We start from the raw sequence: 25,312 nt of genomic DNA on the forward strand, positions 1-25,312 counted from the left end.
GGTAATAAGTGTTCCATTGCTTTTTTTAAAGGAACTTTTCGTTAGAAAACTTTTAAAGCAAATGTAGAAGTAATAAACTTTTCTTTTCCCAAAGCAAAGTGACATAACGCAAGTACATTATAGTACAAATACGTTATTATGAGTAAAACGGCGGATAGAACTTTTCTCTTATATTTTACATAGATATTCGATTGAGAATCTTTAGACTTATTAACGATTGAAAATCTAGTAGACTTTTGATTTTGTAAGCGAGCTGGTATGTTGGCGATTTATAACGTTTTGCTTAATCAATAGTACTATCCGTTCCGAATCATCTTGCAGCTATAATAATTCCTCCACTGGAGCAATCTTTAGCCAAAGTTTTATGAGGTCAACAGAAATTTTAACTTAATTACCAAAAAAACCTTTTGATAAATCATTAATTTTATTGTCCAAAGAGTCCTCAACACTTAAAATGAACATCTCAATCTTTTTCCCTTCGTGGTCATGTATATGTCCAAAATTATCACTTTCATCACCTATGCTTGTAGTAATAGTTAAATTGTCCAGACCTTTTATTTTAAGGCTATCTTTTGCATAATTCAACCAATCTTTCCTGTCAACCGTTATTTTATTCATATATCTCACATTTTCAAAACTTGTATTTGTAGAACGAGGCTTGGAAAAAAAATCATCGGAATCTTTAATTGATTTTCTAGAATCAACATAAATTGATTTTCCTATATCAACACATATAAAGTCAATATCATATAAAATAGAATTCCTAAAATTCACACCTTTAATATTAGAATTCCTAAAACTTGTTTTGTAAATATTTGCTCTAAGCATTTCAGCGTTATCAAAATTTGAATGTCTAACTAATGAATTTTTTATAGTAGTATTCGCTAGAAATGATTGTTTAAAATTACTTTCTAAAATCAAACAAGAACTAAAATCACTTCCGGATAATCCAGCAAATTTAAAATCAGAGTTAAATATTTTTGCTCCTTTAAAACTTGAATTTGATAATTTTGCTTCATTTAAATAAGCGTTCTGTATAGTTGTATTTTGCAAATCGGCATAAGAAAAGTCACATTTCTTGAGTATCTTTCGTTTAAAAAACATCGTGTCTATATCGCTGCTATTAGTGAAATTAATAATTGTCCTCTCTCTGGACTTAACGGTTTATCTATCAATTCTCCATTTTCTAAGTATAAGTAGGGTTTCATTACAGAGCTGATACTTATAATCCTTCCAACTAATGTGCTGGACAGAGTTTTTTGTAGATTGTTTTTGTTTTCAAGCTCCTTATTTAGATCACTTAAAATATCACCTAGAATAATCATTTGTGTAGACCTCCTTGATGCTTCAGATAAAAACGATTGCTGCTCTATGAATTTATTTTGAGATTCAAATAAACCTGTTTGTTGTTCTATTTTTTTATTCTGATTTCTTAATAATTTATTCTGTTGTATAAATAAAACAGTTGGAAAAACACCAATAATAACGGCAAATATTCCTATTCTTGTAATTCTCCATATAATATTTGCTCCTAAATCTGCAAGAGTATCTTTTGATAAAACCTTTTTTTCATTAAATTCATCAATTGAATTAACTATACTTTTCTTTAGATTAAACCCAATTATTGGTGTTGCAATTTTTTTTAAAAACCAATTCCTTCTACTTTTTTGTTGGCTCTCTTTCTTCTCTCTTTTTGCAATTATTTTTTTTAAACCCTCATTTTCTTTTTTCAGAGCGTTAATTTCCTCAGAGTTATTCATAATAATAATAATAGTATGTTAGAGTAAAATTAGTATATACAATTTGTAATTATTTAAAATGTGGAACCTTTTTTATATTACAAAAACACTTTCTCAGCATTTACAACATATACACGAATTTATTCTGTAAAAAGTTAACTAAACAAGTCTATACTGTATCATAATCATTATGTCATCTACCCCTTCTTTAATAAACTCTCCTGAAATTACCCACTTCTCTAAGATTAAATCACTTATGTCTCCTTTTTTATTTCTCCTTTTTGATTGTTTTCATTTTCAATTGATTCATCATTAATTGTTAACATATTAGTTCCAATTAATTTATTAGACTTTGGTTTAAGTATATATACTTGTAATGTAAATATTAATATTTTTGGAAAGAACATAACTTTTGATAAAATATGAGAAATGATTTTCTGTTAATGCTACCTCGACTGTGATATTGATTATTATTTAAGTATTGCAGGCAATATATAATCAATCATCATTTTATCAACATTGGCATGAGATCCAGGTTTGTTATACGCCGAAGCCGTAATGACAATAACAAAAGGAATATCTTTAAAAATAAAAATCTTATTGCCTCCATTACCCGTGCAAAAAGACACTTCATAATCTTTATCATTGACTGTATATACTCTATTCCAGAAAAGGTAACCGTAATGCATCCCTTTTATTCCTCCGTAATTCTGTGATACTTGTTTGGCTAAACTTTTTTCTACCCATTCCTTAGTTAAGATTTGTTTACCATTCCAAAGTCCTTTGTTTTTATAAAGTTGTCCATATTTAGCAAAATCAATAGCTCGTAGTTCTATACCACCGCCTGTATATGCAACATTTTGAGGGGTATGAAACCATTTATACTCGGTAATGCCTAATGGGGCAAATAATTTTTTATCTCCATAAGAAACAAGTCCGTTTGGAACGGATTTATGAATAATATCTCCTAACAAATTAGAACCAGCAGTAAAGTAATTATAGTCTTTGCCTATGATTTTGTCTTTATGCATGGGTAAATCTAAAGTAAACTTCACCCAGTTATCAGTAGATTGCATTTTATCTTCTGTCCCTGGACTGTCGTTATCCCAATCATTACCAAGGAATCCTGAACTCATGGTTAAAAGTGATTTTAATGTTACAGAATCTTTCTTTGCACTATAATTTTTATATGATTTTAGATCATAAAAATCTTTTAGCAAAGCGTTTTCATCTTTTACAAATTCATCTTTAATAGCAATTCCTAGTATTGTAGAGGCAAATGATTTTCCTACCGACCTAGGGTTGTGTAAACTATCTCTTGTTGCATCGTTAAAATATTCTTCTATTAAAAGTTTACCATCTTTTATCACCACAATGCTATTAATATCTTCAAACCTACCTTCTACTATTTTTCTATTGAGTGCTTCAATTTTATTGTTGTCAAAATTATCTTTAGCGATTTCCCAACCACTATTTGGTTGTATTTTCTGAACAGGAACTAAATTTTCATCTATATAAATTTTAGGCACTTTTACCGCAATACTTCCTTTTGCCAAAAGAGGGCCAACTTTTAATGTACCATCCTTTAAATAAGGTTTTATTTCTATACTTAACGTGTGATTTCCTTCGGTAAACGCATCTAACCCACCATTAACTTTCATAAATCTTTGCCACATATACCAGCCCCAAAAACCGATTCGTTCTGGTGCTACTAATGGCACTACTTGTTTAAGCATCTCTGTTTTTCGAGTTTTTGGTCCAGCTCCAGTGTTTAAGTTTTCTACATAAATTAATTTTCCATCTATCAAATATGAAAACTGAAAATTCCCTTTACTTAACAATTCTTCTTCAGACAGGTTTGGTGCCAACTCTTGAAGACTTTTTATCAATGGTTTATCTAAGGTGAAAACAATACTAAGGAAGTTGTCGTTATGTAAATCGAAGTTTTTTGAATATGCTTCAGAAGAAATTTTAGCTTTTGTAAAGTCTACTGTTGAAAAAAATAAGTTCTCAATTTCGTTTGATGATGTATTGCTCGATTTTGATTGACCACTGTTTTTACATGATAGTAATAAACATGTAATAAGGATAAATAAATAATTAGATTTCATATTCGTAATTTGGTTTCTTGTAAAGGAAATTATTTTTTATCATTAGATGTAACCATTTTCGTCATTAGATGTCCTAAACTATAGTATCAGACTATTTTTTTAGTCCGTACATAAATAAAAATCAGATTCTAACTAACTGAAATGATAAAAAAATAGTAAACTCTTTTTTTTTATATTAAAACGCAGCAATGCTAAAATTCTAATTGCATGAATGTATCGCTATATGAGCTTTTTTTGGTATTGGTTATTGGTCAGTGTGTGTTTTTGGTTTTTGCCATTCAGTATATCCCTAAAAAGCATACAGGAGCAAACAGAGCTATACAATACTTATTGGCAATTTATAGTCTCTTTTTATTCGAAAGAGCTATGGGCCATCAATTTGAAAGAGATTTTTTGAGGTTGTATGGTAATATCATTAATACTTTTTATCTTTTTATTGGCCCTTTAGTTTACACCTATATTAGGCGTTTACTCTTTTATAAGAATGGAAATTATCAGTTAGCATACTATCACTATTTGCCAGCACTATTGTATTTAGGATACTGTTTTTTTCATGTTTATATTTATGATTCAATACAGGATTTAAGCCGTTATTTTAATACATTATTGTTTTTTAACGATGTCGTATTTTTCATTGTTATTTCGGCTTATTTATTCAAATCTAATAGATTACTAAATTACTATGAGAAGAATGAAGAACAAGAACTATCCTTTAATCAAACCATTATAAAGTATATAAAGATCATGCTTGTTTGCTTGTTGGTCTATATGATTTTTTGGTTGTTAGGTATTGTTGAACGCTTTGTTGTTAAATTACCAATCGATATCAGAATGATCTGGGATATATCATGCTTAATATTTGGTATACAAATTTATATAGTAGGTTTTTATAATTTAAAACACCCAGAAGTATTTAAAATTAGATTTCCTTTAAACAAGGAAAACGAATCTAAAAAAAAGAATAAGCTTGATGAAAAAGAAATAATTAAGATTAAAAATCTAATTGACACTTTCTTAGAAGAAAAGAAAGGCTATTGCCGACCAGAACTGAGTTTGTCAATTCTAGCAAATGAAATTAATACTACTACCAATAAATTATCGTGGGTTCTAAACAATACCTACAAAAAAACTTTTTATGAACTGGTTAACGAATATCGAGTTGAGTGTTTTTTACAAAGAATAAATGAAAATAAGCATAAAGAATTTACATTAATTTCTATTGCATTTGAAGTTGGATTCAATTCCAAGTCTACCTTTTATAAAGCGTTTAAAGAGATAACAAATTTTACACCTACAGAATATATCAGAAAGGTTGAAAAATCGTAAAAACTTAAAGCGTCTAATTATTCATTTTCTGTAATGGTAGTCGTATTTTCTGAATGCTGCGATACATTTCCTCTGTAGCTAATTGTTGTTCGATGGCTGCTATTAATAATTAGATCACTTTCTAAATCAGGAAAAAGTATCAACATCACTTTACAAGATTCTTCTCTGTTTTTAATATAGAAATTAATCAGATAGCGTTGTTTTTTCTCATTATACTTTACATTAAGGCGTTCTGCAATCCCGTCATACTCAAATCCGATGGTTCTGGGATTGTAACTTCCCGGTAATTGTCGTTCTCCAAAATATGGTAAAGAAATGGATACGCTATCTCCATGTATTCTTAAATGATTAGGATTTCCTACCAAACTAATCGAATTAGCATTACTTCCCGGTGGTAATAATCCACTAATGGCAACAGCATTAACATTAGCATTTGCCAATGGATATGCCCAATCTGATACTATTTCAAAATTCTTTTGTGCTACCAAAGCATCTAAAGCTTTGATTTTCTCGGCATCAACAACAGTCGATGTTGTACTACCACAAGCAGTAAACAACACTCCTAGAACGATTAAAAAAAGAAATCTCATACGTATAAATTTTTCCTACTAGTTTACAATGTACAAAAATCAAAGATCACATATTTTTATTTAACTAATAATTAGTCATTTAACCTTATAACCTTTAGATATTTAGAACTTAAACTTACCTTTTAGAGAAAACATATTTGGGTTTGAAAAAGCACCAAAATTATCACTATTAAAAAACAATTCTTGAGTTGCTTCTAAGGAAAAATTAGAATTTACCTCGTATCCAAATCCGTATTTAAAATAAATCTCTGCAGAATATGGTTTCGGACTGTCATTTCTTGAATTTTCTATCTCTAATTCTGCGTTTTCAAATTCTTCTCCTTCCTCAGCAGATAAAAACCTAGGATCCACTAAATTTCTAGTGATCTCGACTTCTCCACCTCCTAAAATATAAAACTGTTTAGTGACATACTGCTTTGCCATAAGCGGTACTTTAAATACTTGCACAAAACCGTGCGATCTTAATTCACCTCTTAAAGTCAAAAACAAATTAGAATTCACTTTATAATCCATCGTAAATGTAGCATATTGCCCAGGGTTTAACTTATCTACATAGGATGCATCAGAAATTGATACTTTTGGATCTTTATCAACCGGATTTTCTTGTTGAGAAAACAAATTATAATTATTACAAATACTTAATAATAAAATAGTTAAAGTAATTAATTAAAAGTATTTGTTTACTCTTTTTGTTTTAAAGATATTGGTTAAAAAATATTCATTTTTCATACTATTTTAGTATTGGTTATCCTAAAGGACTTAAAAAAAGAGCATTACGTTACAACAATATACAAGATCTATAAATATTGATATGAGATAATAGTGTACTTTTGCGGGATGTTAAAAAAGAAGCTGGCTCAATTCGAATTTATTACGCTAATGGCATCCCTAATGTCTATAGTAGCTCTAGCCATAGACGCTCTATTACCAGCTCTTGATATTATAGGAATCACTATAGGCACCACAAATCCTGCAGATAATCAATTATTAATTACCATGATTTTTCTGGGATTAGGTATTGGACCCTTATTTTTTGGTCCTATTTCAGATAGTATCGGACGAAAACCTGTGGTATATATGGGTTTTGCACTTTTTATTGTGGCTAGTTTAATTTGTGTATTTGCTACCAGTTTAGAAATGATGGTCGTAGGCAGGATTTTACAAGGTATCGGTCTTTCTGCACCCAGAACTATTAGTATTGCTATGATCAGAGATATTTATAGCGGTGATTATATGGCTAGAATTATGTCTTTTATAACCGTTGTTTTTATTTTGGTGCCCATTATCGCTCCCGCTATGGGGAAGTTTGTGTTAGATCATTACGATTGGAAAGCTATTTTTTATGTACAGCTATTGTTTAGTGTCTTGGTATCGGCTTGGTTTTGGAAACGACAAGCAGAAACCTTAGCGGTTTCAAAACGTATCGCATTTACACCTTCTATTTTTAGTAACGGCCTAAAAGAATTACTAAAACATAAAACTACTATTGGATACACCTTAATTTCTGGCTTTATCATGGGCTCTTTTATGGTTTACCTAAGTGCTTCTCAACAGATTTTTGAAGAGCAATATCATTTAAAAAATGAATTTCCGTATATATTTGGACTATTAGCTATCTCGATCGGAAGTGCCATTTATTTAAACGGAACTCTAGTACTAAAGTATGGGATGGAAAAATTGATAACTACTTCCCTCCTTGCGTTTTTTGGTATTTCACTGACATACATTATATTGTTTTATAACACACCCAATCCAAATATTGTTATTTTATTGATATTCTTTGGATTACAGTTCTTTTCTATTGGTTTTTTATTCGGAAATTTACGCGCAATGACTATGGAACCTATTGGGCATATTGCTGGTATAGGAGCTGCTATAACGGGATTTGTTTCTACTATCATGGCTGTGCCAATCAGTATTTATATCGGAAAATTTGTGAGTAGCTCCACACTTCCTTTATTTATTGGTTTTTTGGTATGTGCGGTACTTTCTATGGCAATTTTATACTACCTGAAAACTTCGGCCAAAAAAGAGGTCTTAGCGTAATCGTATCCTCGGAAAAAACCTTCCTGTTTTCTTTTGATAATAGGCGTATTGATCAAACATTAGCCTTAAGCGTTTCTCTTCGTATACCGACTTAAAATGAAAAAGAATGTACAAAGCTAACATTACTAGTATTTTAAATAAACTTCCTACAAATAAACCATAACCAAACGTACTCAACAAAATCCCTGTATAGATAGGATGTCTTATATAGGCAAATATTCCGTTTTGAATTAAAGTAGCATTAGATTTTGGAGTAGGAAAAGGAGAAATACTGCTATGTAGCTGCAGCATTGCGATTATTAAGATAACTACCCCTATGCTAACAAGGCATATCCCAAAAAATGCTAAGGATACCCCTGTAGTAAAAGGTATCACATTTGGCATAAGGAGATACATAAGAAATAACACTCCTTGAACACCAACAAACATATAATCTTTTAACTTTAATTTCATAGCAATACGATACATAAAAGAGGCAAAACACTTAAGATAATGCCTCTTTCACAAGTTTAGAAACAGGTATCAGACATTAAGACCTTTTAGCATTTTGTTCCAATACAAATATGGTAACATATATTTTTTAAGCATCCATAACCTCCAATGCTCTTTTGATGAGTCATTGATCATTAATTGTTTTAACTTAGGATCAGGAATAAAGTTTTTATCATAATCAAATTCGGCCAATACCATTTTTCCATAATCTGTTACTAAAGGACAAGATGAATATCCGTTATACGATTGGTTTCCAATTTTATTATATTTCATGAGTAAGGCAATATTATCAACCACTATAGGCACTTGTTTACGTATTGCAGCACCTGTTTTTGCTGTTGGCAACCCTGCTACGTCCCCTAATCCAAAAATATTGTCATACGTATTGTGTTGCATGGTATGATGATCTACATCTAACCATTTGGCATCATTTACCAAAGATGAATCCTGAACAAATTTTGGAGCCACTGATGGTGGTGCCAGATGCAACATATCATAATGAATACCATAACGATTACCTTCAATAGTCATTTTTACATTCTTGTAATTATGCTGAACCGATGGGTCTAAGATTTTTCCCTCGGTTTTATCGGATATAATTACACATTTATTCTCTTCTATAGTTTTAGCCAATTCATACCAAGCTATTTTCTTATCAGCATCTATGCGCATTAATTTATGATGAAATCGTACATTTATATCCTTACGATCTACCACTTCCATTAATGTTTTTGCAATAGGTTTTACTCCAAAAATCACAGAACCTGGTGTCGCAAAAATAATATCCGTTTTAGCTTTCAATCCTTTGTTTTTGAAATGATTTTCTGCTAGATACATAATTTTCTGTGGAGCTCCCCCACACTTTATAGGTGTAGTTGGCTGTGTAAACAATGCCGTTCCTCCTTTAAAGTTTTTAACAACCTCCCAAGTGTGATTTGGATCAGTATAGTTACTGCATACTACTCCTTTATCAATAGCTTCTTTTAGTCCATCTATTAATGAAAAGTCATATACCAGTCCAGGTGCTACCACTAAATAATCATATGTAATATCGCCTTTGGATTTTGTGATCACTGTATTTACATCAGGATCAAATGATACTGCATAATCTTTAATCCATTGCACTCCTTGTGGTATTACAGATGCCATAGTTTTTGCAGTTTTACTAAAATCAAATGTTCCTGCACCCACCAATGTCCATGCGGGTTGATAATAATGTGTTTCTGCAGGTTCAATAATTGCAATATCAAGGTTCTTATCCTTTTTAAGAAGCTGTGCCGAAACCATAATGCCCGCAGTGCCTCCTCCTATTATTAATACTTGATGATGTGTAGTCATAAAAGTTGTTTTTTTAGATAAACTTTATAAAACTACTGGATTGCACCACCAATTCTTGTAACTTTTGTTACATAGTCTAAAATAATTCTTACACGTATAAACACATATTTTCAAAAGAAAAATAAGATATTTATCGAAAAGTAAATTAGACCTAAGGTCATGAAAGAAACGGTTGAAAGCTATTAAACACAATAAATAGTAAACCCATTGTGCCTTTGCAGTTTAAAAAAGCAAATACATAATGGGTTTACTATTCCTATTACAATAATATTTAATTCATAATAGCCACGTTAGACAAATTATCTAGTGCCATAGTGATTGTACTAAGTATATTTTCATTCTCGGTGATACCATGCCTTTTTACTAAATACGCGGGATCGTTATAAGATACATGAACTACATCGGCATCATCCTGCCATACTAACATTTTTTGAGGTAGGTCTAATGCTGTTGTTTGTGAATTTTGCATTAGTGGTGTACCTAGATTTGGATTTCCAAAAATGATAAGCCTTGTAGGATTCAAATCCATTCCCGCTCCCATTGCATTCATTTCATGATTTACTTCTGCAATAATTCTTAAATTAGGATTTGTATCAATTGCCATTTGTAAACTAGCATACGTATCTTCAAAAGTTTTGTTACTGGTTTTTGTAACAATACCTTCACCTTGATCTGGCATGCTATTTTGAGGAGCCATTAATTCTCCCATAGCGGCGCCGGTACTTAAATTAGTGAGTGCACCCTCGATTGTTGGTAAAGTAGTTACATTATCTAATCCATGTCTTGCAGATAAATAAGCTGTATTATTAAACCCTAAATATACCTCGTTTAGGTCATTTTCATAAACCAATATTTTTTGAGGTAAATCCAAACCCGCTAATTGATTACGCTGCATTAATGGGGTTCCTAGAGCTGGATTTCCAAAAAACACTATTCTTGTTGGATTAAGTGTTAATCCTACCGATGTGGCATTCATGGTATGATTTACTTCTGCAATGATATTAATATTATTGTTTGCATCGATACTACTTTTTAAAGCGGTATACGACTCATCAAAAACTATTGAACTTTGTGTAAACGACATTCCTAAGACTTCTGGTGGATTAGTACCAGGTGACATGTCATCATCATCTTTACATGAAGTACTTATCATTAAAAAGGCTAATACTATTGTAATTGCTTTCATTGTAGTTGGGTTTTATGATTTGTGTTATGTTAATACTTTACTAACGCGAAGGATTGATGAGTACGTAAAACCCATTTACCATGGCAAATGGGTATTATATATTAATGCGGGTGTTTAATACCTAAGCACTCCAAAAGGATTTAATCCTGAATCAAAATCAGATATTTTTTCAAGTTTACCATTGCGCTTTACCTTATAAAACACAACTTTTGTTGCAGTACCTCCAGAATGTGCTAAGAATAAAATAGTACCCCGTCTATTTACAGCAAGATTATGTGGAGTATTAAAATCAGTATCAATTTCAGACACTACCTTATTTCTAAAACGATCTATAACACCTATTTTATTATCTGCAATGCCCGTAGTAAATACAAAACGACGGCTATTTGCTACACCATGAGTAGATTCAAAAGGAATTTCATCTAGTTTATTTAAATTAAATCTGCTAAATACAGTAAGTAAACTACTATTTTGAGAAGGAACATATAATTTCGTCCCAACAGGAAGTAAATGTGCATCACCTCCTACTGTTTCATGCTTAATATACTCTAGAGTTCGTGTATTATACATAACCACGTAACTAGTATCTGGACCATCTAAAACTGTTACATAAGCAGCATAACCACTTGGTGAAAGTGTAACATCGTGTTGGACGGCATTTTCTGTTAAGCCTGGGATTTGTTCTGGTGTGGGTAAGGGAATATTTTTAATTACCGTATTTGATCTTAAATCAATAACAGAGGTAGTTTTAGATACTATATTATTTATCCATAATTGTCCTGCAAAATCATTGATCCACATATGAAAGGCCCCTTCTTCTATTTCAATTTCTCCTTTTTGTTCAAAAGAGGCTCCATCATAGTATACCACTTTTTTATTCGCAAAATCCCCAACATATACATTATTGTTAATGCGACTGTGAGCAAGATATGTAGGTTGAGCACCTTCGTCTGGCAAGGCAATATCTTGTACAAAATCTGTAGTTCTGGCATTAAAAACAGAAACTGTAGAAGCCCCTCTGTTGGCTACCATAAAATATTCATTGCCTGTATAGTATCCAAATTTTAAAGAAGCGTCTTCTGTATTTTGTATTTCATTTTCTGAGTTCACTATATCCGTTTCACAAGATGTGAATGCTATAGCCGTGATTCCTAATAATATGAGTATTTTTTTCATTTGTGTGTGTATTTAAGTTGGAATTCATGAGTTAATCTGCTTTGGCTTCGACCCTAAAAGGTCAAAGATTTAAAAGCTGCCTAGAAAGTTCACTTCATTGTGCATATTAGACCCTTTAACTATTGAGTTTATATATCACATTTTGACGATTATATCCAACTTAAATACAGTAAGATATATCGAAGTTTTGCTTTTAAGGCAGCTTCCCAAATTTGGTATTAAGCCTTAACCTTACAAGTATTAAGACCCACTAATGCATATAGCGGACAAAAACTGATAAAGCTGGTAAGTACAAAAATTGTAGAAAGTCCTAAAAGTACATATGCTAAAGTACCTTGAATAACACCTGTATAATATAGAACACCTACAATAGCAGCAACAAACAGCCGAATAATACGGTCTAAGCCGCCCATATTCTTTTTCATAATTTTATTTTTAATGTTTAAAAAAATCTATAATTATGATTGCTATGACGACTAGGCTAGCACAAAGAGCGCATACAATCAGTAATTTAAATCCTTTATGGATTTTCATTTCGGTATTATTAATCGATTATTTAAACAAAAATATAATGATAGCTATACAAATCATGTGACACATGTTACAACTATCTATTCTGTATAGTGATTGAAGGATACTTTATATCAACGTGTAATAGTATGATTCTATTGTCGACTATGTATGTATTTAAACCTGTTTGTAGTTTTGTGACTTTTGTTACAGGTTGCAAAATAGAATAAATGTATTTTTGTTTTATATGGAAAAGTATGTAGATGCGTTTGTTAATGCCTTTCAAGGAACTTTAGATTGGACTTTAAAATCTATACTATTTGAAGTACCCTATTATGAAAATTATTTTTGGGGACTTACTATTATTTCTTTGTTTGTATGGTTGTTAGAAATGGCTTTCCCATGGCGAAAACGTCAATCTATGTTTAGACAGGATTTTTGGATGGACGGATTCTATATGTTCTTTAACTTCTTTATATTTTCTATCGCTATTAGCGGAATCTATAAATTACTTAGCGTTTTCTTTTTAGATATTGGGATTACAACCAAAAGTTTATCCCTACTCCATATTGCTAATTGGCCTATGTGGTCTCAACTACTTGTTTTCTTTATAATTTTAGACTTCGTACAGTGGTTTACACATATTTTACTACATAAGTTTCCAATACTATGGCGTTATCATCAAGTGCATCATAGTGTTAAAGAAATGGGATTTGCGGCACATTTAAGATATCATTGGATGGAAAACCTATTATACAAACCTCTTAAGACTTTTGCGGTGATGATACTTGGTGGTTTTGAACCAGAACAAGCTTATATCGTACATTTTTTAGCCATTACTATCGGTCATTTTAATCATTCTAACATTAAAATTACCTGGGGTCCATTAAAATATATACTTAACAATCCTGTAATGCACTTATATCATCACGCTTATACACTGCCTGAAGGTAAGTACGGTGTAAATTTCGGAATAAGTTTAAGTTTATGGGATTACATTTTTAAAACACACTATATACCCGAAGATAGTGGCACTATTGATCTAGGGTTTGAAGGCGATGACAAGTTTCCTAAAGATTTCATTGGGCAAATGACCTACGGTTTTAAGAAAGATAAAAAGTAAGTCATATAAAAAATATGATGGCAGCACTGCTACCATCATATCTTTGTGAAACCATTAATTTGACAACTCTTTTTTGGCTAAATAAAAATCTACTTTTTCACAAGTATCATCGTTTATTCGTGCATCCATCTCTGCTAATGTTTTTGGGGGAGGAATGATTACTTTATCTCCTTTTTTCCAATCTAATGGCATCGCTACTTTATGCTTATCAGAAATTTGTAAAGCTTCTAAAGAGCGTAGTATTTCATCCATGTTTCTACCGATATTAAGCGGATAATACATAATAAGCCTAATTTTCTTTTTTGGATCGATAAAGAATACGGCTCTAACAGCAGCTGTTTCACTTTCATTTGGCTGTAGCATGCCGTATAATTTTGAAACTTTCATATCAATATCCGCAATAATCGGAAAATCAAAATATACTCCTGTATGTTCTCTCACATTGTTCACCCACCCTAAATGTGAATGAATACTATCAATACTCAAACCAACTAGTTCTGTACTTAGCTCATCAAATTCATTTTTTCTAATTGCAAAACCGCTCATTTCTGTAGTACATACAGGAGTGAAATCTGCTGGATGAGAAAACATGACAATCCATTTATCTTTTGCAAATTCAGAGAATTTAATTTTGCCTTTTGTAGTCATGGCTTCAAAATCAGGAGCCATATCTCCTATTCTAGGAATCGTGGTGATTTTTTGTTCGGTAACTTCCATAATTATATGATTTTGTAACTAAGATAAGCTCCCTAATCAATAGTATCAGCAACTTAAGTTACACAACAAAATCACTTCAGATAAAAACATTTAATCATTTGATTATCAAATGATTAATAAATTTCATCTAATACTATTAATGAAAGTTTAACAGTACAATCTGTATCGCAATTTAGGTAGTATGTAGAAGCTCAATTACACCTTGTCTAAGTGTAATTAAACCGTCTTGTTCTAGTTTTTTTAGTAATCTTGAGATGACCTCTCTTGACGAACCAAGATCATAGGCTATATGCTGATGCGTAGTGTGCAACATAAAACTTCCTTTTAAACGAGCTTCTTTCTTAAGGTATTCTAGAAGTCGTTTATCTTTATTTGAGAATGTTAGTATCTCAATAACATTAATTAACTCTTCAAACTTAAAATTGAACAAATCATAAATAAACTCATTCCATTTAGGATACTTTTTAGCAATTTCTAATGCCTTATCAGCAGGTATAATGACTACTTCAGAATCTTCTTCTATAACTGCTTTAACCCTACTCGTTTCATTTCTTACTAAGGTTGTTACAGACATTACACAACTTTCTCCTGGTTTTATATAATACAGTAATACCTCGTTTCCGTTAACAGGTTCTTCTTTAAACACTTTTGCTAATCCAGAAACTACTAACGGAATTACCTTTATATACGAACCTTGTTTAAGAATTACAGTACCCGCATCAAATTTATGGATGCTACTAATGGCTATAAGCTCTTCTTTTAATTTTGGCATTTTTGCCAATTTAGGAAAATAAGTATTTAAGGCTTCTGAGATCAAAATATAGTTTTAGCTTACTAATTTAATAAATAGTTTAACATACTTATTTATCTATAGTGACTTGATTACTCCAGGCTTTGTATCCTCCCTTAAAATCATAAACATACTTAAATCCCATAGCTAACAACTTTTTACTAGCACGATTGCTTCTAACACCAGAATAACAGTATAAATACACCGGTTTTTCTTTGTTTAGTTTACTAAATTGGGCATTAAAGTTATCTATATCAGTAATACTAATATTTCTGGCATCATCAATATAGCCTGCACTATACTCTTTTGAAGTTCTAATATCTATTAATTGAACATCTTTTCCAATAACAGCTTCCTTAAAAACTGTAATATCAATAATTGAAACCTTAGGAGCTTCTTGAGCATCAATTGCACATATAAATAAAAGTAAAATGAAGAATGGTAAATATCTTTTTATCATTTTTTAAAAATTGTAAAAGGAAGTGCTTTTGAAAGCACTTCCTTTTTATAGTGTTATAGAAATTATACAAGTACTAAACTGTACACTTTTATTGTATAACCATTCTATTTTAATGTTGACGGACAAACATAATTTGTTACAGGAATACCCGCTTCTTTAATAGACTTAAATCCACCAGCCACATCAATTAAATTATGGATTCCTCTGCTTTTTAAAATAGAAGCAGCGATCATACTTCTGTAGCCACCAGCGCAATGCACATAAAAGGTTTTATCTGATGGAAACTCTGGTAAATGGTCATTTATAAAATCTAATGGCGTATTATGAGCTTTATCTATATGTTCTGATGTAAACTCACCATTTTTACGAACATCAAAAATAGGAGTTTCTTCTTTTTCTATAATTTCTTTAAAACGGGCTGCGGGGATAGATGATACACTATCATACTCTTTTGCCGCTTTTTTCCAAGCCATAAAACCACCTTCAAGATATCCTATTGTATTATCAAAACCTACTCTTGACAAACGGGTTATTGTTTCTTCTTGTCTTCCTTCTGGGGTTACCAATAATATGGGTTGTTGCACATCTCCTATCAATGCACCGACCCAAGGGGCAAAACCACCATCGATTCCTATAAAAATTGATCTTGGTATATGGCCTTCAGCAAATTCTTCTTGACTACGCACATCCAGTATTAACGCATCGGTTTCATTTGCAGCTATCTCAAATGCTTCGGGACTAAGAGCTCTAGTTCCTCTTTTAATTACTGCATCAATATCTTCATACCCTTCTTTGTTCATTTTTACATTTAGCGGAAAATATTGTGGTGGAGGCAATAACCCATCTGTTACCTCTTTTACAAACTCTTGCTTAGTCATATTAGCCCTTAGCGCATAATTTGTTTCCTTTTGACCACCAATAGTTCCTACTGTTTCTTTACTCAGATTTTTTCCGCATGCAGAACCCGCACCGTGAGCTGGGTATACAATAACATCATCTCCAAGAGGCATTATTTTGGTTCTTAAACTATCATATAGTGTTTCGGCCAATTGTTCTTGGGTCATATCTGCTGCTTTTTGTGCTAAATCAGGACGGCCAACATCTCCTAAAAACAAGGTGTCACCGCTAAAAACAGCATGATCTTTCCCATTATGGTCTCTTAATAAATACGACGTACTTTCCATCGTATGCCCTGGAGTGTGTAATACTTTAATTGTAAGCTCTCCAACTGTAAATTCTTGACCGTCTGTAGCAATAATAGCATCAAAAGAAGGCTCAGCATTAGGTCCATAAATTATGGGAGCACCAGTTTCTTTAGATAAAGTAACATGTCCGCTTACAAAATCAGCATGAAAATGAGTCTCAAAAATATACTTGATTTTGGCATTATCAAGTTTTGCACGATTTACATAAGGAGTAATTTCTCTTAATGGATCTATAATAGCAACTTCACCTTGACTTTCTATATAATAAGCTCCTTGTGCTAAACATCCTGTATATATCTGTTCTATTTGCATATCGTTTTCTTTTACTACTTAAATTATAGTTACAAATGTATTTTATATTAAAAAGAAGTGCAGTAACAATTGTTACACAGCACTTTTTGTTTGTTGGCTGATTTTTTCTTGAATTTTTGTTTTCTCTTCTTTCCCGTCTAATTCATCCATTGCTTCGTAGGTTCTAACAAAAAGGTTGTTTAAACCAATTTTATCAATCATACCACTACTAAATATAATATCTCTTGTAGGTCCGATTGCTCCTGCAATAATAAGTCTTATTTTTTTAGCTTTTAATTCATCTATTAATTGCATCAACATATGAGTAGCACTACTATCAATATAATTAATTGCTTCGGCATTAAGAATAATAGTTCTTAGCGATAATCCTTTGCGCAATATATGCTTCTGAAGTCGTTTTTTAAAATAATCTTTGTTACCAAAGAATAACTGCGCATCAAATCTTACAATAAGAACATCTTCTCGCTCCTTGTCATTTGTATTAAACCGATTTATATTTTTAAAGTAATTTGTTCCTTCAATTCTACCCAATACAGCCATATGAGGTTTAGATGTTCTATATATAACAACTATTAAAGAAATTAAGACTCCTAAAATAATTCCTTCTTTAATTCCTACTGTTAGTGTTATTAAAAAGGTAATTAGCAATAATGCAAATTCATCTTTTCTTGATTTTAAAAGTTGCATAGGATACTTAACATCTATTAATCCAAATACTGCTACCATAATAATTGCTGCCAAAACAGCATTAGGTAAATAATAAAAGAGAGGTGTAAGAAACAGTAATGTTAAGCCAACAATTATTGCGCTTATTATTGGAGCTATACCTGTTTTAGCTCCAGCTTGCTCATTAACTGCTGTTCTTGAAAAACCACCTGTGGTTGGATATGACTGAAATAAGGAACCTATAATATTAGAAGTACCTAGCGCTATTAATTCTTGATTCGAATCCAATTCATAATCGGTATGCTTTTCGGCAACAGCTTTTGCTACAGAAATTGCTTCCATAAATGCAATGAGTGCTAGAGTCATTGCAATAGGTAGTAGTTCTGAAATTCTTGAAAATTCTATATTAGGAACCTGAAATTTGGGTAATCCTTGCGGAATTTCACCCATTATTTTAACACCTATAGTACTCCAACCACTAAAGTACATTAACACAATCCCTAAGACCACGACAACCAAAGCCGCAGGAAAAGTCTTCTTCACTTTTTTTATGCCTTTGATCAATACTATTGCTACCAATCCAATACATAGAGTGCACCAATTGATATCGGATATATTATCGAAAGTATTTTTGAAAACAATCTGAATTCGGTTACCCCCAGCTATATCAATTCCCAAAATATGTTTTAACTGACTTAACGCAATAATAATAGCCGCTGCCGATGTAAACCCACTAATGACAGGTTTTGATAGGAAATTTACAAGAAACCCCATTCGTAATACACCAAGAAACAACTGAATTGCTCCCATAAAAAGAGCTAAAAATATTGCCATTGAAACATACTCATCAATACCAGATAAAGATAATGCCCCTAAACCCGAAGCTACAAGTAACGAATCCATAGCAACAGGACCAACAGCAAGTTGTCTTGAAGTCCCCATTATAGCATATATAACTTGAGGAATCAATGATGCATACAATCCAAAAATAGGCGGTAAACCTGCAATCATCGCATAGGCCATACCTTGAGGAATTAGCATAATCCCAACCGTAAGTCCAGCAAAAAGATCACCAGGTAAATATTCTTTTTTATAGGTAGAAAGCCAATCAAAAATGGGGAAAAATCGTTTCAACATAGTGTATTATTCTTTCTCAAAAGTAATTCGGTCAAAGGGCATCAACAGTAACATTTGTTACAAAAACTCGACACTAAATTGAAATCACCTCTATATTGTTTCTGTGTAATTTAATTTTATCTTGATTTTCTAAGTTTTTTAATAATCTTGATATCACAACGCGAGAAGTATGCAACTCATATGCTATCTCTTGATGGGTATTATGAATAACATTGTTTTTATTTACATTAACCTTATCCCTTAAGTACTTTAAGAGACGCTCATCCATTTTTAAAAAAGCAATACTATCTATGGTTGACAACATCTCTAGTAAGCGCTCATGATAGCTTTGAAACACAAAACGTCTCCAACTTTTATACTTAGCAGCCCATTCTTCCATTTTTCCTATCGGAATCATAATCAACTTAGTGTCCATTTCTGCAATGGCTCGTATCTGACTTTTAGTTTCGCCAAGACAACAACTAAGGGTTACAGCACAAGTATCACCACGTTCTAAAAAGTATAACAACAATTCATCTCCGTCATTATCATTTCTAAGTATCTTAATCGCCCCACTAATCAGCAATGGCATTACTTTAATATATTGGCCAATCTCCATAAGTTTAAACCCTTCAGGAACCTCTTTAAACGTTCCAACACGACTGATTTCATCAAGTAAGGCATCTTCAAAAAGGTGCCCATAGCTATCCTTAAGTTCTTTAATCATTTTGTGAATTTACAATCTTTTTGTTAGTGATTTCTTTTTCATATGTAAAGAAAAGGTTTGCCCAAATAATTTTTGATAATGCATATAACAGTGGAGATAATAACACCAAAGAACCAAAAATAGATAACAATAATATCCCTGGACCGGCTTCGGGAAATAAAATAGCTTTTAATACCCAAATACCAATAAACAAAGCAACTCCTAAACTGTAGACAACATAATAAGACCCTTGATAAAAACTAGGTTCGATAGAATACTTTACATCACATTTTGGGCAATGACTTTTAACCTTACCCATTGTTGACAAGTTATAAGGATGTCCTTCAAAAAAATCGCCTTCATGGCATCTGGGACATTTCATTCTTAAAATACTATATAGTTTAGTTCCTTTACCGATCATATCTATTATGTTATAGCAAAACTTTTGCTTGAAATTAGATATGTAAAGGTATACTTGAAACTCTCTTTGTACAGTAACAAAAGTTACATACTTAGAGATTTTAACTTAAAAAAAGCACATAAGAAATTTGTTTTGAAGTATCCAAAACAATACTAAAAAAGCTATTTATTTACAACAAAGTAACTTTAAACAATACTTAGTGATTTTGATTTTCTGAATTTTCATCTCTTTCTGATGGCAGTAACTCTCCGTTACCGGCTATAGCAAACCGATCTCTTTTGGATCCATATCCAAAGTTTGATGATCTTCTATACTTATTTTGAAAATCTGCAAAAATTCTTTTTTTGGTGGGTTTTTCTTTACTCATAACTCAACATTTTAGATTAATTGGTCTTGACTATCAATCTTCCCTATTCTAAATTTATTACTTTTTTTAATTTTAGACTATCTGTTGATATGACTTTATATTTATTTTATGATCTATGTAATCCTAAATCCTACAAAGTCTAAAACAATCTGCGCAAAACCATATACATATTACTTTAAAAGTGTTGCAGATCAAATACATAAGATTAAAACAAAGTTAATTAGCGTTAATTAACCCGTATTAAAAGGGGTAAAATATCCTAATCCTTTGGAATGATTATTGATTATTTTTATATTGTCACTTAAACATACCCCCTTTTATGAAGTTTTCTTTTAGTTTTTTATTTTGCTTATGTAGTTTGACATTAGGATTTGGTCAGCAATTGAATCCTGAAATTACAGCACAACAAATTGAGATTAATTATTCTGACACCGATTATACCTTAATCAACGATTTTAAAGGATTAGATTTTGATGAAAAAAATGCGAAAATATCATTCGTCTTTACAGAAGAAGATACGTCTGGTACAATCAGCGGATTAGATTTCAGAATTGATTTTAATCCTAATGATGTAGATAATGCCTTTTTTAAGGGGACAGCATTGGTTGAAACGATTGATACTGATAACTTTTTACGAGATGGCCATTTAATGTGGCAGAAATTCTTTCATAAAAAAAAGTATCCTAAAATCGATTTTCAAAGCAAGCAAGTAGTAGCTTTTAATGAAAATACTTTTAAGGTTATAGGTACCTTAACTATTAAGGGAACATCAAAAGAGGTAATCATTACATTCTCTCTTGGAGATAATAAATTACTAGGCAATACGATCATTCACACTAGTGATTTTGGTGTTAACATTCATGATGAGCGTGAGAAAAATAAGCTAGAGATACAATTTCACTTCCCTTTTCTTAAATAGCAATGCCATTTAATCATTCTTAAATTGTAATCGCAAATGCAGCATATTTACCATGATTGGTAAATGAAAAAGGATATTTCATAGTTTTAGCGTTCACTAGTAATTGGGGTATATTATTTTGATCTTTTGTAATATGTACAGAAGAAATATTATTTGAACTCATAGTTACAAATTCTGACAACTTAACTTTCAAGTCTACTTTTGTGTCAAATATTTTAGAGGTATATGGCAGCGGAATTTTCTTTGCAACACTATATACATACTGCCCTGTTGACTCTACAATTGATCGATATTGTTCTCCTTGAATGCTAATCAGACCATTTAATGCGCACTCAAAACTTAATGGATTATACCTTGGTGAATGTGCCAAACACCTTTGATGTGCTTTATAACAGGCTTCTTTCATACTCCAGAATTTCCAAACTTGTAACTCGGGTTTACATGAATCTAAAATAAGCTGCTGTTCAGTTTCGGTAAAGATTTTTTGTAACCATCCTTTTCGTTGCCAATTACTCTGTTTCTTGGCTAACTCTAGATCTACAATATCATTACCGATCATTTTTCATTTAATTTTTCTTCTATAATTACCAAAGAAGCTTTAACTGTTAACATTTTTTCCATTGCCTCATTATCAATTTCAATATCAAACTCATCTTCTACATCGAGAATCACATCAACTAAATTTGCTGAATTGATTTCTAAATCCTGTATAAAATCAGTATCCTCTGTAAGGTTTTCGAGCCCTTCTTGATTCTGAACATAAGGAGTTATAATTGTTTTTAATTTTGAAAGTAATTCTTCTTTATTCATAGTATTAATATTCTATTTTTTATTCATAAAATAAGACGACGCAAATTAGCTATATTCTTTAAAAATAATGCACGCATTAACATCTCCAAAGCCAAAACTTGCTTTTGCCGCTATTTTTACATTAAAATCAATAGTTTGAGTAGGTACTTTATCTCTGTCAATCAATGGTTTTATATCAGGATGAAGATCTTCGCAATTAATATTTCCAAAAACAAATCCTTCATTTAGTTGTAAAACAGTAGCCACACTTTCTATGCTACCAGATGCAGCTAAACAGTGACCTATCATACTTTTTAATGAATTTATATACGGAAAATCTATTGTACTAACTCCTAAAGCCTCACACCAATTCAAGATTTCGGAACTATCTTTTGTTGTAGCCGTTAGGTGACCATTAATGAGATCTATATCTTTTGCTTCAATATTCGAATTCTGTACAGCTTTTTTAATACAGTATTGCACCGCCTCACTATTAGGAGCAGTCATACTACCTCCATTTCGTTGTCCACCACTATTTACATGGCCACCTAAAATTTCTGCATAGATTTTTGCTCCCCTTTTTTGCGCACTTTCGAGACTTTCTACCACTAATGCCCCTGCTCCACTACCGGGAACAAAACCGCTAGCAGTTGCACTCATGGGTCTAGAAGCTTCTGTAGGATTGTCATTATATTTATATGGCAAAATACGCATAGCATCAAATCCACCCCAAACATACGGACCACTATCGCTGGTACTACCGGCAAGAATAATTTCGGCATTACCACTAGCAATTCTATCATATGCCATTAAAATAGCTTCTGTTCCTGTACTACAAGCTGAAGAATTTGTGGTTACTACATTTCCACAACCTAACATACCTCCTAAAAAGGCACTAATTCCGCTAGCCATTGTTTGTATTACTGTTGTACTTCCTAAACGTCGAACGTTACCATCATCTACTTTATAAATGGCATCTCGAAACTTATCTACTCCTAAAATCCCTGTACCAAATATTACTCCAACATCCCATAAAGGTATTTCCGAATCATTAGTAGATAGGCCAGCATCTTTCCAAGCATCTAGACCAGCAATTACTCCGTACTCCATACCAGAAGCATTCAAACCACGTTGTTGAATAGACGTAAAGTAATTATTTAAATAATCTTTATTATAATTCGGTAAACCAGCAATTTGACATGAAAACTTTAACTCTTTTAACTGTTCAATAAATCGTATACCGCTTACACCATTATACATCGCACTTTTAAATTCTGAAACGGTCATTCCATTTGGAGAAACAACTCCTAAACCTGTAATTACAACTCTCCTTTTATTCATTATCTACAGCAGAATTTATAATTGATATTATCTTTTTTAATCCTGTTTTTGCTTCTGGCATAAAAGGTAAAATTGGCCATACATGAGGCATTCCTTCTCCTCTAATCACTTCTATCTCTCCATTACTATTTCGTATTTTCTCGACGAACAATTCCTGATCAGGAGTAAGAATATCATTTGTAGCCATAAACAAATGAATACTAGGCAACCCCTTAAACTCACCGTAGAGTGGCGATATTAATGGGGTTTTTAACGGTAATTCACCTACACACATAAGATTTGCAGATCGAACACCTTTTAAACTAAGTATAGGATCAATAAGATCAACTTTAGGAATATCTACATTAGAGACGCTAGCATCCACAACAGGCGTGATTGCGATAAGTCTATTTGGTAACGTGCTACCCTCACTAACAAGACGCTGAGCGAGTGTAAGTATAAGACTTCCACCAGCAGAATCACCCATTACTATTATTTTTGAGGGATCATATGATTTTGTAGCTTCTGTATATACTTTGAACACACTATCTGTAATATGTTCTATTTTATTTTCTGGTGCCTTAGGATAGTCTACCATCCAAGCACAAATTTTAGATTGATTAGCTATTTTAGCTAGTGCCACCCAATTCTCTCTTGTTGGTCCATAGACAAATGCTCCACCATGACAATAGATTAACAAAAAATCACTTTTTAGTTGTTTAGGCTCAAGAAATGTTACTGAACTATCGGCTATTTTTTTAGTTTTAAAACTACAACCAGATAATAGAAAACTACTTGGTTTATATATATCTTGTTTCCTTTTTTTTACATAGTTTATAGGGTCTTCTGACCATGATTTCTTCTCTCCTTTTAACTTTAGAAATAGTTTTACTAGTGAATACCCTAAACTCATTTGTTTTATTTTTTAAATGCCATTCCGGCTACTGTTCCTTTTGCTACAATAGTATCATTTGCATTATGCATCACTACATCACATTTTAGTTTATTAAATCTAAAATATATTTTATTAGCAGTTACTATTACTTTTTCTCCAGGAAAAACGGGCTTATAAAAATCTACTTGGCTATTGGTCATTGCCACCTGCCAATTTTCATCATCCCAAGAATCTTTTAACAAATAAATCCCAAGACAGGCCATACCAATTTGCGCCATACATTCTGTCAAGATAACTCCTGGAGTAACTGGATTATCTTTAAAATGACCTTTATAGAAAAACTCATCTTCTAAAAACGTATAATGTGCTTTAATGTGTTCTTCATTAACATCAATAATTTCATCAACAAACAAGAAAGGTTTCGTATACGGTAGTTTAGATACAATATTCTTTTTAGTCATAAGTCCAAAATTAAAAAGCACACCCACTAGGCAATGGTGCAACTGTTTCTAGAGCATTAGCAAAGGTTTTTTCTAAATCTTCCTCTTTAAATCCTGTAGATACACTTCCTTTAAATACTTTATCTCCATATCCGCTAGTATTCATATGCGCTCGTATAATTACCACTTGATCTTTAGTTATCGAAATGGGACCTCCGGATCTTACAAAAGGCTGTTCATTTACATGACTATGCGCCAAAATTCTTCTGTATAGCAATGTTTCATTCTCTGTAATTACTTCCCACCAATCAGCATACTGATTACATCCTGTATCAGGGCTTTTAATCCCAACACTGAAAGAGTACGAATTTTCATTTCCACTCACAGAAACACTAACTACAGCTGCTGCAGTATTATCATTAGTTATTGGCGGGTTATTGTCTGCTATATCCATGGTATTATCCTCTTTACATGATACTATATAAAATAGTATTGGTAAGAGTAAGATGAGTATACTTTTCATTTTTTTCATTTTTTATTCTCTAAAACTGT

At 31.9% G+C, this 25,312-nt stretch carries 28 protein-coding genes; 4 read left to right on the forward strand and 24 right to left on the reverse strand.

Annotated features, from left to right (window positions below):
• Positions 1-387: 387 nt before the first annotated feature.
• The 3 genes from AWE51_RS04910 to AWE51_RS04920 all read right to left on the reverse strand — a co-directional run bounded on the left by AWE51_RS04910 (position 388) and on the right by AWE51_RS04920 (position 3,850).
• On the reverse strand, positions 388-1,104 hold the full coding sequence (locus AWE51_RS04910) for a pentapeptide repeat-containing protein (protein ID WP_066310264.1): 717 nt from the start codon (positions 1,102-1,104) through the stop codon (positions 388-390).
• Positions 1,105-1,109: 5 nt separating this feature from the next.
• Positions 1,110-1,760, reverse strand: a complete 651-nt coding sequence (locus AWE51_RS04915) for a hypothetical protein (RefSeq protein ID WP_066310266.1) — start codon at positions 1,758-1,760, stop codon at positions 1,110-1,112.
• 449 nt (positions 1,761-2,209) lie between these two features.
• Complete coding sequence (locus AWE51_RS04920; RefSeq protein WP_066310272.1) at positions 2,210-3,850, reverse strand: serine hydrolase domain-containing protein; 1,641 nt, start codon at positions 3,848-3,850, stop codon at positions 2,210-2,212.
• A 207-nt stretch (positions 3,851-4,057) separates the two neighbouring features.
• Here AWE51_RS04920 and AWE51_RS04925 point away from each other — a divergent pair, with 207 nt between their 5' ends.
• Positions 4,058-5,176 carry a helix-turn-helix domain-containing protein gene (locus AWE51_RS04925; protein ID WP_066310274.1) on the forward strand — a complete coding sequence of 373 codons (1,119 nt, stop codon included), beginning with the start codon at positions 4,058-4,060 and terminating at the stop codon, positions 5,174-5,176.
• 17 nt (positions 5,177-5,193) lie between these two features.
• On the opposite strand, the gene AWE51_RS04930 is transcribed toward AWE51_RS04925, so the two are convergent.
• Together AWE51_RS04930 and AWE51_RS04935 are read right to left on the reverse strand one after the other, a co-directional pair.
• The gene (locus tag AWE51_RS04930) at positions 5,194-5,766 is read right to left on the reverse strand and encodes a DUF4251 domain-containing protein (protein WP_066310278.1); all 573 of its coding nucleotides are present in this window, start codon (positions 5,764-5,766) and stop codon (positions 5,194-5,196) included.
• Positions 5,767-5,868: 102 nt separating this feature from the next.
• Entirely contained in the window at positions 5,869-6,384 is a 516-nt protein-coding gene (locus AWE51_RS04935) for a hypothetical protein (RefSeq protein ID WP_066310284.1), read from the reverse strand.
• Positions 6,385-6,603: 219 nt separating this feature from the next.
• On the opposite strand from AWE51_RS04935, the gene AWE51_RS04940 reads away from it, so the two are divergent.
• Positions 6,604-7,812 (forward strand): multidrug effflux MFS transporter, encoded by a 1,209-nt coding sequence (locus AWE51_RS04940; protein WP_066310287.1) that lies wholly within the window; start codon positions 6,604-6,606, stop codon positions 7,810-7,812.
• Here the strand turns inward: AWE51_RS04940 and AWE51_RS04945 are convergent.
• The 5 genes from AWE51_RS04945 to AWE51_RS04965 all read right to left on the reverse strand — a co-directional run bounded on the left by AWE51_RS04945 (position 7,804) and on the right by AWE51_RS04965 (position 12,429).
• Entirely contained in the window at positions 7,804-8,265 is a 462-nt protein-coding gene (locus tag AWE51_RS04945) for a methyltransferase family protein (protein WP_157766017.1), read from the reverse strand. The genes AWE51_RS04940 and AWE51_RS04945 overlap by 9 nt on opposite strands.
• 69 nt (positions 8,266-8,334) lie before the next feature.
• Positions 8,335-9,642, reverse strand: coding sequence for an NAD(P)/FAD-dependent oxidoreductase (locus tag AWE51_RS04950; RefSeq protein ID WP_066310291.1), 1,308 nt, complete (start codon positions 9,640-9,642; stop codon positions 8,335-8,337).
• A gap of 271 nt (positions 9,643-9,913) precedes the next feature.
• Positions 9,914-10,828: a DUF302 domain-containing protein gene (locus tag AWE51_RS26065; protein ID WP_082832314.1), complete on the reverse strand. Its 915-nt coding sequence runs from the start codon at positions 10,826-10,828 to the stop codon at positions 9,914-9,916.
• Between the two features lie 114 nt (positions 10,829-10,942).
• A complete protein-coding gene (locus AWE51_RS04960) occupies positions 10,943-12,004 on the reverse strand; it encodes a YncE family protein (RefSeq protein ID WP_066310294.1) in 1,062 nt (353 codons plus the stop codon).
• Positions 12,005-12,222: 218 nt separating this feature from the next.
• Positions 12,223-12,429, reverse strand: a complete 207-nt coding sequence (locus tag AWE51_RS04965; RefSeq protein ID WP_066310297.1) for a YgaP family membrane protein — start codon at positions 12,427-12,429, stop codon at positions 12,223-12,225.
• A 332-nt stretch (positions 12,430-12,761) separates the two neighbouring features.
• Here AWE51_RS04965 and AWE51_RS04970 point away from each other — a divergent pair, with 332 nt between their 5' ends.
• On the forward strand, positions 12,762-13,637 hold the full coding sequence (locus AWE51_RS04970; RefSeq protein WP_066310299.1) for a sterol desaturase family protein: 876 nt from the start codon (positions 12,762-12,764) through the stop codon (positions 13,635-13,637).
• A 54-nt stretch (positions 13,638-13,691) separates the two neighbouring features.
• Here AWE51_RS04970 and AWE51_RS04975 read toward each other — a convergent pair whose 3' ends face one another.
• From AWE51_RS04975 to AWE51_RS26370, 8 genes are all read right to left on the reverse strand, one after another.
• Positions 13,692-14,354, reverse strand: coding sequence for a peroxiredoxin (locus AWE51_RS04975; protein ID WP_066310302.1), 663 nt, complete (start codon positions 14,352-14,354; stop codon positions 13,692-13,694).
• A 172-nt stretch (positions 14,355-14,526) separates the two neighbouring features.
• Entirely contained in the window at positions 14,527-15,126 is a 600-nt protein-coding gene (locus AWE51_RS04980) for a Crp/Fnr family transcriptional regulator (protein ID WP_066310999.1), read from the reverse strand.
• Between the two features lie 88 nt (positions 15,127-15,214).
• A complete protein-coding gene (locus tag AWE51_RS04985; protein WP_066310304.1) occupies positions 15,215-15,604 on the reverse strand; it encodes a rhodanese-like domain-containing protein in 390 nt (129 codons plus the stop codon).
• Positions 15,605-15,708: 104 nt separating this feature from the next.
• Positions 15,709-17,121, reverse strand: a complete 1,413-nt coding sequence (locus AWE51_RS04990; protein WP_066310311.1) for an MBL fold metallo-hydrolase — start codon at positions 17,119-17,121, stop codon at positions 15,709-15,711.
• A gap of 72 nt (positions 17,122-17,193) precedes the next feature.
• On the reverse strand, positions 17,194-18,924 hold the full coding sequence (locus AWE51_RS04995) for a SulP family inorganic anion transporter (RefSeq protein WP_066310314.1): 1,731 nt from the start codon (positions 18,922-18,924) through the stop codon (positions 17,194-17,196).
• Between the two features lie 73 nt (positions 18,925-18,997).
• Positions 18,998-19,630, reverse strand: a complete 633-nt coding sequence (locus tag AWE51_RS05000; RefSeq protein ID WP_066310316.1) for a Crp/Fnr family transcriptional regulator — start codon at positions 19,628-19,630, stop codon at positions 18,998-19,000.
• A complete protein-coding gene (locus tag AWE51_RS05005; protein WP_066310318.1) occupies positions 19,623-20,030 on the reverse strand; it encodes a DUF983 domain-containing protein in 408 nt (135 codons plus the stop codon). Before AWE51_RS05005 ends, AWE51_RS05000 begins: the two co-directional genes overlap by 8 nt.
• A gap of 196 nt (positions 20,031-20,226) precedes the next feature.
• Positions 20,227-20,397 carry a hypothetical protein gene (locus tag AWE51_RS26370; RefSeq protein WP_157766018.1) on the reverse strand — a complete coding sequence of 57 codons (171 nt, stop codon included), beginning with the start codon at positions 20,395-20,397 and terminating at the stop codon, positions 20,227-20,229.
• A 319-nt stretch (positions 20,398-20,716) separates the two neighbouring features.
• Here AWE51_RS26370 and AWE51_RS05010 point away from each other — a divergent pair, with 319 nt between their 5' ends.
• On the forward strand, positions 20,717-21,316 hold the full coding sequence (locus tag AWE51_RS05010) for a YceI family protein (protein WP_066310320.1): 600 nt from the start codon (positions 20,717-20,719) through the stop codon (positions 21,314-21,316).
• Between the two features lie 19 nt (positions 21,317-21,335).
• On the opposite strand, the gene AWE51_RS05015 is transcribed toward AWE51_RS05010, so the two are convergent.
• From AWE51_RS05015 to AWE51_RS05040, 6 genes are read right to left on the reverse strand one after another with little or no spacing between them, the layout of a single operon-like run.
• The gene (locus tag AWE51_RS05015) at positions 21,336-21,875 is read right to left on the reverse strand and encodes a 4'-phosphopantetheinyl transferase superfamily protein (protein ID WP_066310326.1); all 540 of its coding nucleotides are present in this window, start codon (positions 21,873-21,875) and stop codon (positions 21,336-21,338) included.
• Positions 21,872-22,126 carry an acyl carrier protein gene (locus AWE51_RS05020; protein WP_066310328.1) on the reverse strand — a complete coding sequence of 85 codons (255 nt, stop codon included), beginning with the start codon at positions 22,124-22,126 and terminating at the stop codon, positions 21,872-21,874. Before AWE51_RS05020 ends, AWE51_RS05015 begins: the two co-directional genes overlap by 4 nt.
• Positions 22,127-22,171: 45 nt before the next feature.
• Positions 22,172-23,446 (reverse strand): beta-ketoacyl-[acyl-carrier-protein] synthase family protein, encoded by a 1,275-nt coding sequence (locus AWE51_RS05025; protein WP_066310329.1) that lies wholly within the window; start codon positions 23,444-23,446, stop codon positions 22,172-22,174.
• Positions 23,439-24,338, reverse strand: a complete 900-nt coding sequence (locus AWE51_RS05030) for an alpha/beta hydrolase (protein WP_066310332.1) — start codon at positions 24,336-24,338, stop codon at positions 23,439-23,441. Before AWE51_RS05030 ends, AWE51_RS05025 begins: the two co-directional genes overlap by 8 nt.
• A 5-nt stretch (positions 24,339-24,343) precedes the next feature.
• A complete protein-coding gene (locus AWE51_RS05035; RefSeq protein ID WP_066311002.1) occupies positions 24,344-24,781 on the reverse strand; it encodes a 3-hydroxyacyl-ACP dehydratase FabZ family protein in 438 nt (145 codons plus the stop codon).
• Positions 24,782-24,791: 10 nt separating this feature from the next.
• A complete protein-coding gene (locus AWE51_RS05040) occupies positions 24,792-25,283 on the reverse strand; it encodes a hypothetical protein (RefSeq protein ID WP_232517342.1) in 492 nt (163 codons plus the stop codon).
• Positions 25,284-25,312: the final 29 nt, after the last annotated feature.

This window comes from Aquimarina aggregata, from assembly GCF_001632745.1.
Classification (GTDB): Bacteria; Bacteroidota; Bacteroidia; order Flavobacteriales; family Flavobacteriaceae; genus Aquimarina; species Aquimarina aggregata.

What these genes read in the sequence shown, in the direction of transcription:
- AWE51_RS04950 (WP_066310291.1), bottom strand. Translation starts at nt 9,642, where the DNA reads ATGACTACACATCATCAAGTATTAATAATAGGAGGAGGCACTGCGGGC.
- AWE51_RS05005 (WP_066310318.1), bottom strand. Translation starts at nt 20,030, where the DNA reads ATGATCGGTAAAGGAACTAAACTATATAGTATTTTAAGAATGAAATGT.
- AWE51_RS05035 (WP_066311002.1), bottom strand. Translation starts at nt 24,781, where the DNA reads ATGACTAAAAAGAATATTGTATCTAAACTACCGTATACGAAACCTTTC.
- AWE51_RS04915 (WP_066310266.1), bottom strand. Translation starts at nt 1,760, where the DNA reads ATGAATAACTCTGAGGAAATTAACGCTCTGAAAAAAGAAAATGAGGGT.
- AWE51_RS04945 (WP_157766017.1), bottom strand. Translation starts at nt 8,265, where the DNA reads ATGAAATTAAAGTTAAAAGATTATATGTTTGTTGGTGTTCAAGGAGTG.
- AWE51_RS04980 (WP_066310999.1), bottom strand. Translation starts at nt 15,126, where the DNA reads ATGCCAAAATTAAAAGAAGAGCTTATAGCCATTAGTAGCATCCATAAA.
- AWE51_RS05040 (WP_232517342.1), bottom strand. Translation starts at nt 25,283, where the DNA reads ATGAAAAGTATACTCATCTTACTCTTACCAATACTATTTTATATAGTA.
- AWE51_RS04985 (WP_066310304.1), bottom strand. Translation starts at nt 15,604, where the DNA reads ATGATAAAAAGATATTTACCATTCTTCATTTTACTTTTATTTATATGT.
- AWE51_RS04965 (WP_066310297.1), bottom strand. Translation starts at nt 12,429, where the DNA reads ATGAAAAAGAATATGGGCGGCTTAGACCGTATTATTCGGCTGTTTGTT.
- AWE51_RS04990 (WP_066310311.1), bottom strand. Translation starts at nt 17,121, where the DNA reads ATGCAAATAGAACAGATATATACAGGATGTTTAGCACAAGGAGCTTAT.
- AWE51_RS04975 (WP_066310302.1), bottom strand. Translation starts at nt 14,354, where the DNA reads ATGGAAGTTACCGAACAAAAAATCACCACGATTCCTAGAATAGGAGAT.
- AWE51_RS04920 (WP_066310272.1), bottom strand. Translation starts at nt 3,850, where the DNA reads ATGAAATCTAATTATTTATTTATCCTTATTACATGTTTATTACTATCA.
- AWE51_RS05010 (WP_066310320.1), top strand. Translation starts at nt 20,717, where the DNA reads ATGAAGTTTTCTTTTAGTTTTTTATTTTGCTTATGTAGTTTGACATTA.
- AWE51_RS04940 (WP_066310287.1), top strand. Translation starts at nt 6,604, where the DNA reads ATGTTAAAAAAGAAGCTGGCTCAATTCGAATTTATTACGCTAATGGCA.
- AWE51_RS04930 (WP_066310278.1), bottom strand. Translation starts at nt 5,766, where the DNA reads ATGAGATTTCTTTTTTTAATCGTTCTAGGAGTGTTGTTTACTGCTTGT.
- AWE51_RS05030 (WP_066310332.1), bottom strand. Translation starts at nt 24,338, where the DNA reads ATGAGTTTAGGGTATTCACTAGTAAAACTATTTCTAAAGTTAAAAGGA.
- AWE51_RS05015 (WP_066310326.1), bottom strand. Translation starts at nt 21,875, where the DNA reads ATGATCGGTAATGATATTGTAGATCTAGAGTTAGCCAAGAAACAGAGT.
- AWE51_RS04995 (WP_066310314.1), bottom strand. Translation starts at nt 18,924, where the DNA reads ATGTTGAAACGATTTTTCCCCATTTTTGATTGGCTTTCTACCTATAAA.
- AWE51_RS05025 (WP_066310329.1), bottom strand. Translation starts at nt 23,446, where the DNA reads ATGAATAAAAGGAGAGTTGTAATTACAGGTTTAGGAGTTGTTTCTCCA.
- AWE51_RS04970 (WP_066310299.1), top strand. Translation starts at nt 12,762, where the DNA reads ATGGAAAAGTATGTAGATGCGTTTGTTAATGCCTTTCAAGGAACTTTA.
- AWE51_RS04925 (WP_066310274.1), top strand. Translation starts at nt 4,058, where the DNA reads ATGAATGTATCGCTATATGAGCTTTTTTTGGTATTGGTTATTGGTCAG.
- AWE51_RS04960 (WP_066310294.1), bottom strand. Translation starts at nt 12,004, where the DNA reads ATGAAAAAAATACTCATATTATTAGGAATCACGGCTATAGCATTCACA.
- AWE51_RS05000 (WP_066310316.1), bottom strand. Translation starts at nt 19,630, where the DNA reads ATGATTAAAGAACTTAAGGATAGCTATGGGCACCTTTTTGAAGATGCC.
- AWE51_RS26065 (WP_082832314.1), bottom strand. Translation starts at nt 10,828, where the DNA reads ATGAAAGCAATTACAATAGTATTAGCCTTTTTAATGATAAGTACTTCA.
- AWE51_RS04910 (WP_066310264.1), bottom strand. Translation starts at nt 1,104, where the DNA reads ATGTTTTTTAAACGAAAGATACTCAAGAAATGTGACTTTTCTTATGCC.
- AWE51_RS05020 (WP_066310328.1), bottom strand. Translation starts at nt 22,126, where the DNA reads ATGAATAAAGAAGAATTACTTTCAAAATTAAAAACAATTATAACTCCT.
- AWE51_RS26370 (WP_157766018.1), bottom strand. Translation starts at nt 20,397, where the DNA reads ATGAGTAAAGAAAAACCCACCAAAAAAAGAATTTTTGCAGATTTTCAA.